This window comes from Candidatus Pelagibacter sp. HIMB1593, from assembly GCF_052047755.1.
GTDB lineage: Bacteria > Pseudomonadota > Alphaproteobacteria > Pelagibacterales > Pelagibacteraceae > Pelagibacter.
This window is the reverse complement of the sequence record NZ_JBNAJK010000001.1, coordinates 151,913-167,901: the sequence shown is the minus strand read 5'-3', so window position 1 is coordinate 167,901 and position 15,989 is coordinate 151,913. Positions and strand designations below refer to the sequence as shown.

Below are 15,989 nucleotides of genomic sequence, written 5' to 3'. Positions count from 1 at the left end.
TCTAATATAATCGTATGAGCAAAGAAGGAAGTCTAGACGCCCCAATACGTCACCCTATTGATTTTGAGCATCCAGATTTTTTAAATCCTGAAAAATTAGATGCAGAAATGCGAAGAGTGTTTGATATTTGCCATGGATGTCGAAGATGTTTTAATCTTTGTGATTCCTTTCCAAAATTGTTCGATATGATTGATGAGTCTGAAAATGAAGACGTAGAAAGTTTAAAAAGTGAGCAATTTGCTCCGGTTGTTGATGCCTGTACTCTTTGCGACATGTGTTTTATGACCAAATGTCCTTATGTACCTCCTCATGATTTTGATCTTGATTTCCCTCATTTAATGTTGAGGTACAGAACGGCACAGAAAAAATTAGGTAAATTACCAAGTGTTCCAATGCAATTAGCCCAAATAGATAGAAACGCAAAAATTGGGGTTTTATTTTCTAAAATAATTAATTGGGCATCAGATATAAAAAATAAGTTTTTCAGAAAAATATTAGAGGTAGTTGCGGGTATCGATAAAAGGGTTCAACTTCCAAAATACAATTCAGAAACTTTTTCTAACTTTTTTAAGAAAAATAATGACAAAATAAACTATGATACAAAAACTAATGATAGAAAAGTTGTAATTTATTCTACTTGTTTTGTTAACTTTAATAAAAAAAATACGGGTGTTGCAGCTTTAAAAGTTTTAAAGAAAAATGGTGTAGAAGTTCAAGAAGCCTATCCTGGATGTTGTGGAATGCCATTCTTAGAGCAAGCTGATCTTCCTAAAGTTGTGGAACAGGCTAAAAAAGTTTCTAAAGATTTAATGGAATGGATTAACAAAGGTTACAAAGTTGTTACCTTAACTGCTAGTTGTGGTTTAATGTTAAAATTTGAATGGCCATTGCTTTTACCTAATGATGATAAAATAAAAAAATTATCTGCAAACGTTATGGATATTGATGAGTATGTTGTTGATATTGCAAACAATGAGGGATTAGCAGATGGTTTACAAGAAATAGATGGTGGAGTGACAGTGCATCATGCGTGTCACGCAAGAGCACAAAACATGGGTATCAAAGCGAGAGACATGCTTAAACTTATCCCGAATGTTAAAATTGATGTTGTAGAGAAATGTGCTGGGCATGGTGGAACTTTTGGTGTGATGAAAGAAACACATGATCTGGCCAATAAAGTAGGAAGACCAACTGCAAGACAAATTAAAACAAAAAATAACAAGTACATGGCTTCTGATTGTCCTTTAGCAGGTAAGCACCTAAAGCAGCTTGAAGTGGATACTAACATCTCCAATGATGAGGCACTACATCCTATCGAATTGATGGCTAAAAGTTATAAATTATGATTATGCCAAGAGAAAAAAGAGAGATACAAAAAGAAGACATCATGCCATTGGATGTTTACACAAAAAATAGAAGAGAACTGAGAAAAAATATTGTTGATTTTAAAAAAAATAGAAGAATTGCATTAGGTCCTTATGCAACTTTTTATTTTGAAAGTTACGAGACAATGTTAGCTCAAGTTCAAGAAATGTTATATATTGAAAAAGGCGGAGATGAACAACTTAAAGATGAGTTGTCAGCATACAATCCTCTAATTCCAAATGGTAAAGAATTAACCGCTACTTTGATGTTTGAAATAGACAATCCTATATCACGTGCAGCTTTCCTAGGAAAAGTGGGTGGAATAGAAGAAACAGTGTTTATGAAAATTAATGGAGAAAAAATAAAAGCTATACCAGAGGAAGATGTTGATAGAACATCAGCTGAAGGAAAAGCTTCTTCAGTTCAATTTATTCATTTTAATTTTTCAGATGACCAAATAGCTAAATTTAAATCTGAAGAAATTGAAGTTGAAATAGGAATAGATCATAAAGAATATTCCCATACTACCAAGCTGTCTGTAGAGAACAAAAAGTCACTTTCTGCTGATTTTAGTTAATTAAATCCCCAGATATTATCTGTTTTAACCCAACCTTGAAATTTTCCAGATGTTATCTGACACCATTCTTGCTCACACTTTTCTAATATTAATAACCTACCTTCCTTAATAAGAGCAATTGGTTTTGCAAAAGATGTAGGGTTTTTAAATAAAATTTTATCCTTTGTTGCTATTACAGAATTATTTTTTTTTAATTGAGATATATGTATCCAACCACCATTATTTTTAAGGTCTATAATTCTTCTAAAGTTTTCTTTTTTATCTATTTGTTTTAAAGGAAGGTTAATTTTTTTGTAAACATATTTTACATCTGAATCAAAACTTGGACCGTACCTAACGTTTACTTTATTTTTTTTTAAAGAAACAAATATTTCATCAGCTGAACTTGTTAAAATTGATAAGATAAAAATTAAAATTATTCTTATAATTAATTGCATAGACAGTTTTTTCTTTTTTTAATCTTTGCTTTTCTAAAATTTAAATTTAATAAATCAATAATTAAAATATAATTGTTTAAACTTTGGCCTGTATTTAAAATATTTTTTAAAATTTCATTAGCTTGCATTGTGCCAACTGTTCCCGCTACAGTTCCCAGGATTCCTTCATATTCACAATTGAGTATTTCATCTGATATTTTTTCCTCTTGATAAAAACATCTAAGGCATGGTTCTTTTTTATTTTTGAAATTAAATGTAAAGATATGACCATCAAATTTACTTATAGCACCAGTTACCAAAAACTTTTTATACTTTAAACTTAAATCATTAATTAGAAATTTACTTTCAAAATTATCAGTTCCATCAACAATATAATCGTAATCTTTAATAATTTTTTGAAAATTAGATTTATTTAATTTGTAATTAAAAATTTTTATTTTTGTTAAAGAATTAATGTTGTTTAATTTTTTTTTAGCTATTTTGACTTTTAGTTGATTTAAATCTTTTTGATTGAATAAACTCTGCCTATGAATATTTGAAAGGCTTATTCGATCATAATCCACAATTCCTAATGAGCCAACCCCTGACCTAGTCAAGAATTCTGCTACTGGGCACCCAAGACCACCCATGCCTATTATTAATACTTTTGCATTTGTAATTTTATTTTGACCTAAAATACCAATATTTTTTAATATGATCTGTCTTGAAAAACGTTCGATTTGTTTTTTGTTTAATTTTTTGCTCATTTTCCTGTTGAGCCAAATCCGCCTTCGCCTCTAATTGTTTCTGGAAGCTCATATGTTTCTTCAAAATTCATTTTTATCACTGGTGCGAGAACCATTTGAGCTATTCTGTCTTTATTGTTTATTAAAAAATCTTCTTTTCCGTGATTGTAAAGTATTACTTTTATCTCACCCCTGTAATCACTATCTATTGTTCCTGGTGTATTTAAAACACTAATATTATTTTTTGCTGCTAAACCTGATCTAGGTCGTATTTGAATTTCAAATTCATTTGAAAAAGCAACGGCAATTCCAGTTGGAACTAAACAAGAATTTTGGGATTTAAGTATAATAGGTTCTTTTATAAATGCCATAAGATCCATTCCCGAAGCTCCTTCTGTTTTGTAGGCAGGTAGCTCTATTGAAGGATCTAATTTTTTAACAAGGATTTTTGCCATTAATTTAATTGATCAATTATTCTATCAACTATTTCTTCAGAAATTTCAGATTTTCTTTTGTATGGTAGGACTTCATTTTTTAAAGATTTATTTTTGTAGTGGATTACAACTTCATTATAATCTGAGTTAAATCCAATATTTTTTTTAGAAACATCATTAGCAATTATCCAATCACAATTCTTTTTATTTAATTTTTCTTCTGCATTTTTTAAAACTTCGTTTGTTTCTGCTGCAAAACCAATCACAATTTCAGGCCTCATAGAATTATGATTTGATATGTAATTTAAAATATCAATATTTTTTTCTAAATTTAAATTTAATGCTTCTTCTTTTTTTATTTTTGATTGAGATTTATTTTTTACTTTAAAGTCTGATACTGCTGCTGAAAAAATTGCTACATCTACAGGTAAATTCTCTTGTGTAGCAGCAAACATTTCATCTGCTGTTTCAACTTCAATGAGTTTAATATCTTTTTCTACTTCTAGATTAGTTGGTCCTGAAATCAGTGTTGTATCAAAACCTTTTTTCGATAGACATTTAGCTAGTTCATATCCTTGTTTGCCACTTGATTTATTTGTTATAAAACGCACCGGGTCGATATACTCATTTGTTGGACCCGCAGTAACTAAAGCTTTAAATTTTTTATTTTGACTTTGGTTTAAAAAAAATTTGTTTAACTCATCCACAATTTTTAATGGTTCTGACATCTTACCTTCTCCGTATTCCCCGCATGCCATATCTCCTATTTCTGGACCAATAAACTTATAACCAAAATCTTTTAATTTTTTTAAATTAGTCTTTGTAGATTTATGTTCCCACATTCTAACATTCATCGCTGGTGCTAAATAAATTTGTTTATTTGAAGCAAGTATTACAGTAGAAGCCAAATCATCTGTAGTACCTTGTGCTAATTTTGAAATTGTATTTGCTGTAGTTGGTGCAACGATAACTATGTTTGCCCATCTAGAAAGTGAAATGTGATCCATTTCAGTTTCGTTTTCTAAGCTAAACAAATCACTATAAACTTTACCTTGAGATAATGATGCTACTGATAATGGAGTTACAAATTCTTTAGCACTAGAAGTAAGTATAGTTTTTATTTCTGCACCATTTTTTTTTAATAATCTAATCGTTTCAAGACTTTTATAAGCTGAAATACCACCACAAATAATAAAAAGAATTTTTTTGTTATTAAGATTTTTCATTTGCAGAATTAAAATACTATAAGACCAAAAATTACAAGAAGTAATAAACCAATAATAGATTGGTTTCTAAATGCTATCATTTCAGATTTTTTATCGTTTAAAGCTGTATAAGAATTGGAGTTTTGAGGAATTTGTCCGCTAGCTAAAAATGTTAGAGCTTGATTTGCTTTGTCCATGATTTCAGGTAACTCAGGTAATCTTTTAATTACTTCAGTACTATTTTTAAGTGTTTCGTTAAAATTATTTATAGGATCTTTTGTTTCTCTTAACCAATTTTCAAGAACTGGTTTAGAGGTTGTCCAAATATTAGTGTTAGGATTTAATTTTCTTGCAACACCCTCAACTACAACCATTGTTTTTTGTAACATCAACAATTGAGGTTGAGTTTGCATATTGAATTTTTCTGTAACATCAAAAAGCTGTTTTAATAATTTTCCACCTGAAATATCTTTAACCTCTTGACCAAATATTGGCTCTCCTATTGACCTTAATGCTTGCGCAAGATCATCTATTGGCACATTTTTAGGGACTAATCCTGCTACCAAGTGAACCTCAGCAACTTTTTTATAATCTCTTTGTATAAATCCAAATAAAATTTCAGCTAAAAAACGTTTACTCATTTTGTCTAATCTACCCATTATGCCAAAATCTATTGGAGCTATTTGACCGCTATCATCAATAAATATATTTCCTTGGTGCATATCAGCATGAAAAAAACCATCCCTTACTGCATGTCTTAAAAAATGCTGGATAATATCTTCAGCAATTTTATTAGTATTTAGATTTCTTTTTTTCAGCTCTTCTGTTTCACGAATAGATACTCCGTCTATCCAATCTAATGTCATCACATTCTCACTAGTAAAGTTCCAATAAATTTCAGGAACTTTGAATCCAGCATCATTTTTTGTATTTTCTGCATATTCATTTGCGGCTGCTGCCTCAAACCTTAAATCCATTTCTAAGTTGGTTATTTCTTTCAACAAAAAAACAACTTCCACAAGTTTTAATCTTTTAGTTTTTTTTAAAAATGACTCAATGATAAATGCAAATAACATCATCGCATCAATTTCTTCATTAAATATTTTTTTTATGTCAGGTCTTATAATTTTTATTGCTACATCTTTAATTGTACCATTGTCATTTATTTTAGCTTTATGAACTTGTGCTATTGATGCAGCAGCAACTGGCTCACTTAAATCAATAATAGAATTGTAAGCATCATTGCCTAAATCATTTTTAATTATTTCTTTTGCCTGATCAATAGAGAATGGTGGTACACGATCTTGTAATTTTTCCAGCTTTGTAGAAAGTTCTTCTCCTATAATATCAGGTCTAGTAGCTAAAAATTGACCTAATTTTATAAAAGTTGTACCCATCGACTCTAATGATTTCGAAAGTCTTTCACCATCATCTAGCGCATGATGACTCAATTCTTTTTTTTCAAAAGATATTGCTAATAGCTGAAATAAAATTCTGATCGCAACTGGCGGTTTTTTAAATTTAGAGGCAATATCTAAAATATCAGATTTTGCAATCTTTCTTCCTAACTTAAATAAAGTAATTAATTTTCTTAGCATTATATTTTCCAACCACTATGGATAGAAACTATACCACCTGAAAAGTTCCTATAATTACATTTTGTAAAATTATGCTTTTTCATTAAGTCAATTAATTCTTCTTGATTAATAAATTCTTCAATACTTTTTACTAAATATTCATATGGTTTTTTATCGCCAACAATAAATTGACCAATATGAGGAATTATTTTTGAATAGTTTTTATAAACAAAATCTAGGTTAGAGTTTTGAATTTTTGAAAATTCTAAACATAGAAATCTTCCGCCTGGTTTTAATACCCTATAAGCTTCAGATAGAGCTTTATCTAAATTCTTTGTATTTCTAAGGCCAAAACTTATTGTGTAATAATCAAATTCGTTATCTTGAAGTGGAAGTTTCTCAGCAGCTGCATTGATCCATTTTATATTTTTATATTTAGATAATTTTTGTTTGCCTTGACTAATCATACCTTTATTTGGGTCTACACAAGTGACCTCTGACATTTGATTTGTATTATTCAAAAATAATTTACCAATATCTCCAGTACCACAAGCAACGTCTATTAATTTTCTATTTGGAGACGGCTTCATAATATTGATTAGACTTTTTTTCCAAAATCTATGAATGCCCAGTGACATGAAATCATTCATCAAGTCGTATTTATTATAAACTTGATCAAAAACACCCTCTACAAGGCCTTTTTTATTTTGAAGATATTGTTGCATAAAAAAATATATATTGAATATAGTGAGAAATGCCAGAATTACCAGAAGTAGAAATTGTTAGACAATCTTTAGATAAAAAAATTAAACAAAAAAGTATTAAAAAAGTAATTATTAGAAATAAAAATCTTAGGTTTACGGTTCCAAAAAATTTTAGTTCTTTTTTAAAGAATAAAAAAATTATTAAAGTAGATAGATTTTCAAAGTACTTAATATTGAATTTTAAAAGTGGAGAGTTTTGTTTGATACATTTAGGCATGTCTGGAACCATGCACATCATTGATAGTAAAAAAAAATTAAAATTTACCAATGCTAGTTTTTATCATTCCCCTATATTACCAAAAAAACATAATCATATTGAATTAATATTTAATTCTTTGAAAGTAATTTATAATGATCCAAGAAGATTTGGTTTTTTTGAGTTAGTAGAAAATAGTGAAAAATTAGAAAATAGATTTAAAAATTTGGGACCAGAACCATTCAATTTAAATTTTAATTTGAATTATGTTTTTAATTACTTCAAAGGAAAGAATAAAAATATTAAAACATTTTTATTAGACCAAAAATTTGTTTCTGGAATTGGGAATATTTATGCAAGTGAAATTTTATTTCTAAGTAAGATTTATCCATTCAAAAAAGCAAGTTTGTTAACTAGAGAAGATTGTAAAAAAATTATTTACTATTCAAAAAAAATTTTATTAAGAGCAATTAAAAAAGGTGGTTCAAGTATTAGAGATTTTAAGGATACGCTGGGATCTTCTGGAAACTATCAAAAAGAATTTAAAGTATATCAGCAAGAAGGATTAAGATGTAAAACTATAGGATGTACAGATACTATACAGAAAAAAATTGTATCAAATAGATCTACTTTTTTTTGTAATTCCTGCCAAAATTAGCCAAATAATTAGTTGACCGTTTTCAGTTCTCAAGCTATACCCCTGCGCATGGCAAATACAAAATCAGCTATTAAACGTATAAGACGTATTTCTAAGCAAACAGCAGTTAATAAAGCTAGAAAAAGTAGATTTAGAAATGCATTAAAGAAAATGAACGCTTTAATTGATACCAAAAAGAAAGATGAAGCGTTAAAATTCTTACCTAAATTAAACTCTGAGTTGATGAAAATTGCAAAGACTGGTGTAATTAAAAAACAAAATGCATCAAGAAACGTTTCAAGAATAACTAAAAAGATTGCAGCAATTTAAAAACCTTAAGTTGTTTTGAAGATAAATTTCACACACACATTATATAAGATCTAAATATTTTCAAATTACTATATTTAGATTTAGTAAATCTTTGATCTCACACAATACAATCAATGTTTGATTCAATCTGTATTTGATTCAATCAAAAATTTTATTTTTAAGAAAATTTAAAACGAATTTAAAAATTTATGTCCATAAAAAAAATGATTGTGACAATAAATTTTACAATTGCAGATTTAATTTTTTTTTAATTTTAAATTTAATACTTGTTGCAAAATTTTTTAAATCGTTCTAACTGAGATCTTCCCTTAAGTTATGAATAAATCTTTTACAAATAAAAATATTAATAATTTTGCTTCAGAAGAGATCGATTGGCAACAAATTCAATCTGAAATGAAGAATAAATTAGGTTTAGAAATTTATGAAAGTTGGTTGAAAAAAATATCATTTCTTGAGGAGCATAATAATTATTTACTTTTATCTGTTCCAACTAGATTTATCAGAGACTGGATTACTTCGAGGTATTTAGACCAAATTCTGAAAATAATTAAATTGTATAAAAAAGATATAATTAGAATTGAATTTAAAATTATTGATCAAAAAGTTGATAAGGATTTAAAAGACACAACAAATATTGAAAATACCCAAAATAAAAATGTTTCATTTATAAAAGACTCGTACCTTCAGTATAACAGAATAGATCCAAACAAACGATTTGATAACTTTATAGCTGGATCAAGCAATAAACTTGCATATGAAGCTTCTTTAAAGGTTACAGAAACTATCTCTCATTATAATCCACTCTATATTTATGGTGGTGTAGGAATGGGGAAAACTCACTTATTAAATTCTATTGGTTTTGAGATGAAGAAAAAAAATAAAGTGATGTTCATTTCAGCTGAACGTTTCATGTATCAGTTTGTAAAATCAATTAAATCAAATGATATGGTTAAGTTTAAAGAATATTTTAGAAATACTGATATTTTATTAATAGATGACATCCAGTTTATTAGCGGCAAAGAAGCAATGCAGGAAGAATTTTTTCATACATTCAATGCTTTGTTAGATAAAGGATCACAAATTATAGTATCTGCTGATAGAGCACCTAATAAATTAATGCGTATTCAAGAGAGAATTAAATCCAGATTTTCAGGTGGATTGGTTGTTGACATTCAAAAACCTGATTTAGAATTACGAAAAAAAATAGTTCAAAAAAAAACAGAAGAATTAAACAATTTATATTCAGATCAGCTTCAAGTATCAAAAGATATACAAGATTTTATCAGTAGTGAGATCTCAGGAAGTGTTAGAGAATTAGTTGGAGCAGTTAATCGAATAGTATCCTTTTCAAGAATTTATAACAAAGTTCCAAATTTACCTGAAACTAAAGTGGTATTAAAAGATCTTTTAAATATCTCAGAAAATAAAGTAACAATTGACTTAATACAGACTATTGTGTGTAAGTTTTTTAAGATAAGCAAAAATGAAATGCTTTCTTCAAGAAGATCAAGATATCTTGTAAGACCTCGACAGACAGCAATTTACTTAACTAAAATTTTAACTTCAAAATCATTACCAGAAATTGGTAGAGAATTCTCGAATAGAGATCACACTACAATTATCCATTCTGTTAAAACAATTGAGAAAATCAAAGAAAAAGATCCAGAAATGGTAGATAATATCAATAAACTTAAAAATCAGATATTATACAATAACAAAGAAAATGAAATTTAACGTCAACCAACAAGACCTTCAGCAAGCACTAAATTATTGTCAGGGTGTAATTGAAAAGAGAAGCACGTTACCAATTTTATCTAATATTTTATTAGATGCTAGTAATTCGAAATTAACAATTACTGCTACAGATCTTGATTTAATTTTTATACACCAGCTAAATAATGTTGAAATTCTGGAAGAAGGAAAAACAACAACAACCTCATCAATTATGTATGATATAATCAGAAAGTTAACATCAGGAAAAAAAATTAACCTTACACTTACCGATGTAAGTAAATTACAAGTAGAGTCAGAAAAATCAATTTTTAATTTAAATTGTATTAGTGCTACCGAGTTCCCTTTGACTGATGAAAATTTTAATGAAAATGAATTTACTATAAAATCAAAACAATTATTGAAGCTTCTAAATAAATGTAAATTTTCTGTTTCAAATGATGAAACTCGACATTATTTAAGTGGTATTTATTTTCACCAAACCGAAGTTGAGGATAAAAATTATTTAACAGCTGTTGCTACAGACAGTCATAGAATGTCGATTTCAAAAATCAGGCTAGATGAAAAAATTGAATTTGACCCTATTATACTTCCTAAAAAAACAATTTTTCAACTTTGTTCACTGTTAGATAGTTATGATGGTGATGTAAAAGTATCAAATCTAAAGTCAAAAATTAAGTTTGAACTGAATAATAGTATTTTAATTTCAAAACTTATCGATGGAAAATTCCCGAATTATATTCAAGTAATACCTAAAAATAATCAAAAAAAATTAGAAATTGATTTAAAACTTTTCTTAAACTCAGTTGATAGAGTGGCCTCTGTATCTCTGGATAAAAAAGATGGTGTAAAATTTAATTTATCAAATGATACTCTTAATCTTTCGGTAAATAATACTAATAGTGGAGACGGAAAAGAAACATTAAATGTTAAATTTGATCATGACTTAGAAATAAGTTTTAACTCAAGATATTTGATTGATGTAGCTTCACAATTAGATGGTGATAAAGTCGAAATCTTCTTTAATGATACGGGTTCACCAGCTTTAATAAAAGATCCAGGTGATTTTGATAGTATTTATGTTGTGATGCCAATGAAGGGTTAATTAATTAAATCTAATTCTTGATAAATATTTTTTTCTAGAGTTTTTAAAAATTCATTTTTTTCTAGGCCAGCTGAAATAGGTTTTAATATTGATATAGTAATTGTTCTATTACTATTTTTTCCACCTTTTTTTGGCCATACGTAACCAGAGTTTATGGCTACTGGTAAACAATTTATTTTTAATTCTTCATATATCCTTGAGGCTCCTTTTTTAAATGGAGTTCTATCATCAGGTAATACCCTGGTACCTTGAGGAAAAATAATTAATGGACGATTTGATTGTGATATTGTTTTTGAAATATCACTAAAAAAACCCAAATTATCTTTAGTTGTTTTATTTCTATTTATTGAAATTGATCCTATTTTTTTTAAATACCAACCAAATATTGGTATTTGAAGAAGCTCTTTCTTTAAAATAAAAACTGGTGAATTAAAAATAGTTTGCAAATAAAAGGTTTCAAACATTGATTGATGAGATGCAGCAATAAAAAATTTATCCTCTTTGATTATATTTTCTTCACCTTTGATAAGGATTTTTACTGAAAGGATAAACCTTAAGCAAATACTAGTCCAATAGCCCATTAATTTGCCACCAATTAAAACAACTTTTCTTGGTAGAAAGAAAGAAGGTAAAAAAATTATAGAAATAACAATAATTCCAGTAAAAAAAATTATTGAAAATAGAATGTTTCTTATCATTGTCTCAAAAGCTAGATTATTTCTTTATGCTTTTGTCTTTTTCTAATTATTTTTATTTTATTGTTTTTAATTAGTAATTCTAAGGGCTTTGTTCTTAAATTATAATTTGAACTCAGCGACATTCCATAAGCTCCTGCATCGCATATTGCAATATAGTCCTTTTCTTTGAGTTTTTGAAAATTTTTAATTGTTACAAACTTGTCTGTACTTTCGCATATAGGTCCCACAAATTCATAAGGTTTTTTGGAAACTTTTCCAGATTTAATAACGGGTAAAGTTTTATGAATTGCACCATATAATGCTGGTCTCATTAAATCATTCATTGCCGCATCTAATATAATGAATTTTTTACTTTCACTGTCTTTTATATAAATAACTTTTGTAATTAATGTTCCAGCATTTCCTATTATAGACCGTCCAGGTTCAAATATTATTTTACATTTTTTATTTTTTAAAAATTTCTTAATGGCTAAATTATATTTTTTATAATTAAGTTTTTTACTATCGTCTGTGTATTTAATTCCCATACCACCGCCTAAATCGATATATTCAAATTCATGAGATGTTTTTTTCAGAATATTATCAACCACCTTAAGCATTTTTTCATATGGTTTATGATCTAAAATTTGGCTTCCAATATGAACACTTAAACAATTAAGATCAATATTTTTTGAATTTTTACAATAATCAATAATTTCATAAAATGTTTTTTCATTTACACCAAATTTATTTTCTTTCTTACCAGTTGAAATTTGGCTTAATGTTTTGGCATCAGTATTAGGATTTAATCTTAGACCAATTTTTACAATTTTATTTTTAATTTTAGCAACTCTATTTATTTCTTCTATTTCGCTTTTAGATTCTGCATTTATCAATAAAATTTTTTTGTCTATTGCATATTTTATTTCATCTGTAGTTTTACCCACTCCCGAAAATACAATTTTTTTTGGATTAACACCTGCTTTAAGAGCCATCATCATTTCACCAACAGAAACAACGTCAGCTCCTAAACCAAATTTTGCTATTTCGTGTATTAAATTTAAATTTGTATTTGATTTAACTGCAAAACATATCAATGGGGATATTGATTTAAAATTTTTTTTGAAATTTAATATATTTTCTCTTAACCTTGAATATGAGTAACAATAAGTTGGAGTATTGTACTTTTGAGCAATATCTTGGAAATAATGTTTATCAATTGAAAGTTTTTTATTTATATATTTCATTTTGTTTTAAATAGAGGATCACATTTCTCCTCTTCTGAACCTGTATAAGTTGGACAATTTTTCTTACCACAAGATACCAGCATAAATGAAATTAAAATTAAAAGTGATATTTTTTTAATCATTTTGTTTTCTTATATTTTATTATCATTTTTCTTATATTATCAAAAGATGTTCCTCCAAAAGATTTTTTTGAATTAATAGAATTTTTTAATTCAAAAATATTTAAAACTTCATCTGTGAGTTTTGGTTCAATTTTTTTTAGTTCATGTAAAGTCAACTCGTTTAAATTTTTCTTTCTTTTTTCTGCCATGTTCACAATAGCAGCTGTTTTTTGATATGCCTTTCTAAATGACATGTTGTGTTCTTTAACTAAATAATCAGCTAAATCTGTTGCCGTAATATGACCTGTATTAGCAAGTTCAAGCATTTTCTTTTTATTCGCACTGCAATTTTTTAAAACTTCATCAAATATTTTTAAGCAATTTATGAGAGTGTCATTAGAATTAAAAACTAATTCCTTATCATCCTGTAAATCTTTAAAATAGGATAGCGGCAAGCCCTTTAGTATAGTTAGCATAGAAAAAAAATTTCCATAAGAAGCACCAGTTTTTCCTCTTAGATATTCCAGAAGATCAGGGTTCTTTTTTTGAGGCATAATTGAAGAGCCTGTAACAACTTTATCTGATAAGTTGATTAAGTTAAATCCATCTGAATTCCATATAATTAATTCCTCTGCAATTCTAGAAATATGCATTGAACATACAGAAACAGCATAAAGGAAATCTAGCACAAAGTCTCTATCTGAAACTGTATCTATTGAATTATTGGTTGGTCTTTTAAACCCAAGTTTTTTAGATGTAAAATTTCTATCTATGTTAAATGAAGTGCCTGATAGAGCTGCTACACCCAACGGGCTTTCATCTAAATTATCTAAATTGTTTAAAAATCTTTTTTTATCTCTAGTAAACATTTCCACATAAGCCATTAAATAATGGCCAAATGATATAGCTTGAGCATTTTTAAGATGAGTGAATCCTGGCATAATAGTCTCAACATTTTTTTCAGCCAGTTTAATTGAACTTTTGATTACTTTATCTATATTATTATTAATATCTTTTGTTGCAGTTTTAATCCAAATTTTAAAATCAGTTATTACCTGATCATTTCTTGATCTAGCTGTATGAATGTATCCAGCTTCATCACCAATTATTTGAAATAATCTTTTCTCTATATTCATATGAATGTCTTCATATTTTTTATTAAATTCAAATTTTTTGTGAGTTATTTCTTTATCAATTTTATTTAGACCATAGATAATTTTATTTTTTATTTTAAAGGAAATTATCTTTTGTCTAAAAAGCATTTCAACGTGTGCAATGGATCCTTGGATGTCTTCTTTGTAAAGTCTCTTGTCTATATCAATAGAATTACCAACTTTTTGAAATAAGTTTGACGCTTCCTTTTGTATTCGCGTGTTCCATATTGCTTGGTTGTTTTTATTTTTTGCCATGATATTTAGTTATACCTAATTAATATGAGAATTTTAGCATTATTTATTTTTTTAATTACAACTGCAGAAGCTAGTGATTTACCGAACATTAAAAATATTGTTATTCATAAAGTTCCAAAAATGTATGAAAATGTATTTTTTTTAAATAAGAAAAATGAAAAAATTAAAATTAATGATTTCAAAGGTAAATTGTTAGTTTTAAATTTTTGGGCTACTTGGTGTCCTCCTTGTAAAGAAGAAATGCCTTCATTAGACAATATGCAAGCAAATTCATCACTTAATAATTTAAAAGTTTTTCCTATTAATATTGGGAAAGAAAAACTAAATAAAGTTGAAGAATTTTTTGTGAAATTAGACTTAAAAAATTTGGAACCTTTTTTTGATCCAGAAGTAACTTTAGCTAAAACATTTTCTCTAAGAGGAGTTCCAACATCAATATTTATAAATAAAGAAGGCGAGGAATTTGCAAGGGTTCTTGGTGACATAGACTTTAATGACAAAGATTTTTTAAAGTGGATTGAAAAATATAATTAGTTTTTAAAAAAATATGCGAAAGCTACCAAAACAAGTATAGCCACAAATTGCAGTAGAACTCTAAGTTGCATTAGTTTATTTGAATATTTTTTACTTGTTTCTCCACCTTTAAATAAGGTTCCAATACCCAAAACCAAAACTATTCCAACAGCTATTAGAAAAGCAATAGATAAAATTTTAACTAATATTCCTGAAACCATATTATTATTGTAGTGTGTTTTTAAAAATAAAAAACATAATAAATCATCTATGACATTTTGCCTTAATTCAATCATCATCAAGCCAGAAGAAGGAACAGAAATCAATAATGCGATAATTTTACTTCATGGGTATGGTGGAGATGGAAAAGACATAAGTATGTTAACTTTAAATTGGAAAAGACATCTGCCAAACACTATTTTTATTTGTCCTAATGGACATGAAAAGTGTGCAATTAATCCATCAGGATATCAATGGTTTGATTTAACCAAAGAGGATCCATCTTATATTCTTGAAGAGTCAATTAAAGCTGAAAATGTTATTAAAAAATTTATTGAGGAAGTTAAAACTGAATACAACTTATCAAATCAACAAATTTGTTTATCAGGCTTTAGCCAGGGTTGCATGATGTCTTTGAATGTTGGTCTTACTTCAAATGAAAAATTTTTATGTGTCGTAGGATTTTCAGGAAAAATAATAGATCAAATTAATTTGAAAGATAGAATCAAAAATAGCACAGATACATTACTAATACATGGTGATGTCGACCAAATTGTTCCATCAACACATTTACTTGAAGCTAAAGATTTTTTAATTCGAAATAATATTCCTGTTGAAACGTTATTAATAAAAAATTGTGACCATCACATTCCTATCGAGGCATCAAGTACAGCATTAAATTATATTTTAAAAAAAATTTAACATTTGATCATATTGATTATGATGCTAAACTAAGTTAA

19 protein-coding genes are annotated in these 15,989 nt (G+C 27.5%); 8 read left to right on the top strand and 11 right to left on the bottom strand.

Going from position 1 to position 15,989, the window contains the following annotated elements:
* Window positions 1–14 precede the first annotated feature (14 nt).
* Both ACTTA0_RS00870 and ACTTA0_RS00865 read left to right on the top strand, forming a co-directional pair.
* Window positions 15–1,346 carry a (Fe-S)-binding protein gene (locus ACTTA0_RS00870; protein ID WP_440675554.1) on the top strand — a complete coding sequence of 444 codons (1,332 nt, stop codon included), beginning with the start codon at window positions 15–17 and terminating at the stop codon, window positions 1,344–1,346.
* Between the two features lie 2 nt (window positions 1,347–1,348).
* Complete coding sequence (locus ACTTA0_RS00865; protein ID WP_440675553.1) at window positions 1,349–1,942, top strand: DUF3501 family protein; 594 nt, start codon at window positions 1,349–1,351, stop codon at window positions 1,940–1,942.
* Here ACTTA0_RS00865 and ACTTA0_RS00860 read toward each other — a convergent pair.
* Genes ACTTA0_RS00860 through ubiE form a run of 6 tightly spaced genes read right to left on the bottom strand, consistent with a single transcriptional unit; the run spans window position 1,939 to window position 7,045 of the window.
* Window positions 1,939–2,379 carry an SH3 domain-containing protein gene (locus ACTTA0_RS00860; RefSeq protein ID WP_440675552.1) on the bottom strand — a complete coding sequence of 147 codons (441 nt, stop codon included), beginning with the start codon at window positions 2,377–2,379 and terminating at the stop codon, window positions 1,939–1,941. The genes ACTTA0_RS00865 and ACTTA0_RS00860 overlap by 4 nt on opposite strands.
* Window positions 2,370–3,125 (bottom strand): HesA/MoeB/ThiF family protein, encoded by a 756-nt coding sequence (locus ACTTA0_RS00855; RefSeq protein ID WP_440675551.1) that lies wholly within the window; start codon window positions 3,123–3,125, stop codon window positions 2,370–2,372. The genes ACTTA0_RS00860 and ACTTA0_RS00855 overlap by 10 nt, the downstream gene beginning before the upstream one ends.
* Window positions 3,122–3,559, bottom strand: coding sequence for a dUTP diphosphatase (gene dut / locus ACTTA0_RS00850; RefSeq protein ID WP_440675550.1), 438 nt, complete (start codon window positions 3,557–3,559; stop codon window positions 3,122–3,124). Before dut ends, ACTTA0_RS00855 begins: the two co-directional genes overlap by 4 nt.
* Entirely contained in the window at window positions 3,559–4,764 is a 1,206-nt protein-coding gene (gene coaBC, locus ACTTA0_RS00845) for a bifunctional phosphopantothenoylcysteine decarboxylase/phosphopantothenate--cysteine ligase CoaBC (protein ID WP_440675549.1), read from the bottom strand. Before coaBC ends, dut begins: the two co-directional genes overlap by 1 nt.
* Before the next feature lie 8 nt (window positions 4,765–4,772).
* Entirely contained in the window at window positions 4,773–6,341 is a 1,569-nt protein-coding gene (gene ubiB, locus ACTTA0_RS00840; RefSeq protein WP_440675548.1) for a 2-polyprenylphenol 6-hydroxylase, read from the bottom strand.
* A complete protein-coding gene (gene ubiE / locus ACTTA0_RS00835; RefSeq protein WP_440675547.1) occupies window positions 6,341–7,045 on the bottom strand; it encodes a bifunctional demethylmenaquinone methyltransferase/2-methoxy-6-polyprenyl-1,4-benzoquinol methylase UbiE in 705 nt (234 codons plus the stop codon). Before ubiE ends, ubiB begins: the two co-directional genes overlap by 1 nt.
* 29 nt (window positions 7,046–7,074) lie before the next feature.
* Here ubiE and mutM point away from each other — a divergent pair, with 29 nt between their 5' ends.
* From mutM to dnaN, 4 genes are all read left to right on the top strand, one after another.
* Window positions 7,075–7,938: a bifunctional DNA-formamidopyrimidine glycosylase/DNA-(apurinic or apyrimidinic site) lyase gene (gene mutM / locus ACTTA0_RS00830; protein ID WP_440675546.1), complete on the top strand. Its 864-nt coding sequence runs from the start codon at window positions 7,075–7,077 to the stop codon at window positions 7,936–7,938.
* A gap of 48 nt (window positions 7,939–7,986) precedes the next feature.
* Window positions 7,987–8,247, top strand: a complete 261-nt coding sequence (rpsT, locus tag ACTTA0_RS00825) for a 30S ribosomal protein S20 (protein ID WP_262590084.1) — start codon at window positions 7,987–7,989, stop codon at window positions 8,245–8,247.
* A 315-nt stretch (window positions 8,248–8,562) separates the two neighbouring features.
* Window positions 8,563–9,981: a chromosomal replication initiator protein DnaA gene (gene dnaA, locus ACTTA0_RS00820; protein ID WP_440675545.1), complete on the top strand. Its 1,419-nt coding sequence runs from the start codon at window positions 8,563–8,565 to the stop codon at window positions 9,979–9,981.
* Window positions 9,971–11,083, top strand: a complete 1,113-nt coding sequence (gene dnaN, locus ACTTA0_RS00815) for a DNA polymerase III subunit beta (protein ID WP_440675544.1) — start codon at window positions 9,971–9,973, stop codon at window positions 11,081–11,083. Before dnaA ends, dnaN begins: the two co-directional genes overlap by 11 nt.
* Here the strand turns inward: dnaN and ACTTA0_RS00810 are convergent.
* The 4 genes from ACTTA0_RS00810 to argH are packed head-to-tail and all read right to left on the bottom strand — an operon-like array spanning window position 11,080 to window position 14,517.
* On the bottom strand, window positions 11,080–11,781 hold the full coding sequence (locus tag ACTTA0_RS00810; protein WP_440675543.1) for a lysophospholipid acyltransferase family protein: 702 nt from the start codon (window positions 11,779–11,781) through the stop codon (window positions 11,080–11,082). The genes dnaN and ACTTA0_RS00810 overlap by 4 nt on opposite strands.
* A gap of 11 nt (window positions 11,782–11,792) precedes the next feature.
* Window positions 11,793–13,007 (bottom strand): diaminopimelate decarboxylase, encoded by a 1,215-nt coding sequence (lysA, locus tag ACTTA0_RS00805; RefSeq protein WP_440675542.1) that lies wholly within the window; start codon window positions 13,005–13,007, stop codon window positions 11,793–11,795.
* On the bottom strand, window positions 13,004–13,129 hold the full coding sequence (locus ACTTA0_RS00800; protein ID WP_440675541.1) for a hypothetical protein: 126 nt from the start codon (window positions 13,127–13,129) through the stop codon (window positions 13,004–13,006). Before ACTTA0_RS00800 ends, lysA begins: the two co-directional genes overlap by 4 nt.
* Entirely contained in the window at window positions 13,126–14,517 is a 1,392-nt protein-coding gene (argH, locus tag ACTTA0_RS00795) for an argininosuccinate lyase (protein ID WP_440675540.1), read from the bottom strand. Before argH ends, ACTTA0_RS00800 begins: the two co-directional genes overlap by 4 nt.
* Before the next feature lie 24 nt (window positions 14,518–14,541).
* Here argH and ACTTA0_RS00790 point away from each other — a divergent pair, with 24 nt between their 5' ends.
* Window positions 14,542–15,051, top strand: a complete 510-nt coding sequence (locus ACTTA0_RS00790) for a TlpA family protein disulfide reductase (protein WP_440675539.1) — start codon at window positions 14,542–14,544, stop codon at window positions 15,049–15,051.
* Here ACTTA0_RS00790 and ACTTA0_RS00785 read toward each other — a convergent pair.
* Complete coding sequence (locus tag ACTTA0_RS00785; RefSeq protein WP_440675538.1) at window positions 15,048–15,251, bottom strand: twin transmembrane helix small protein; 204 nt, start codon at window positions 15,249–15,251, stop codon at window positions 15,048–15,050. The genes ACTTA0_RS00790 and ACTTA0_RS00785 overlap by 4 nt on opposite strands.
* Before the next feature lie 49 nt (window positions 15,252–15,300).
* Between ACTTA0_RS00785 and ACTTA0_RS00780 the strand changes: the two genes are divergently transcribed.
* Entirely contained in the window at window positions 15,301–15,951 is a 651-nt protein-coding gene (locus tag ACTTA0_RS00780; protein ID WP_440675537.1) for an alpha/beta hydrolase, read from the top strand.
* The last annotated feature ends 38 nt before the right edge of the window (window positions 15,952–15,989 follow it).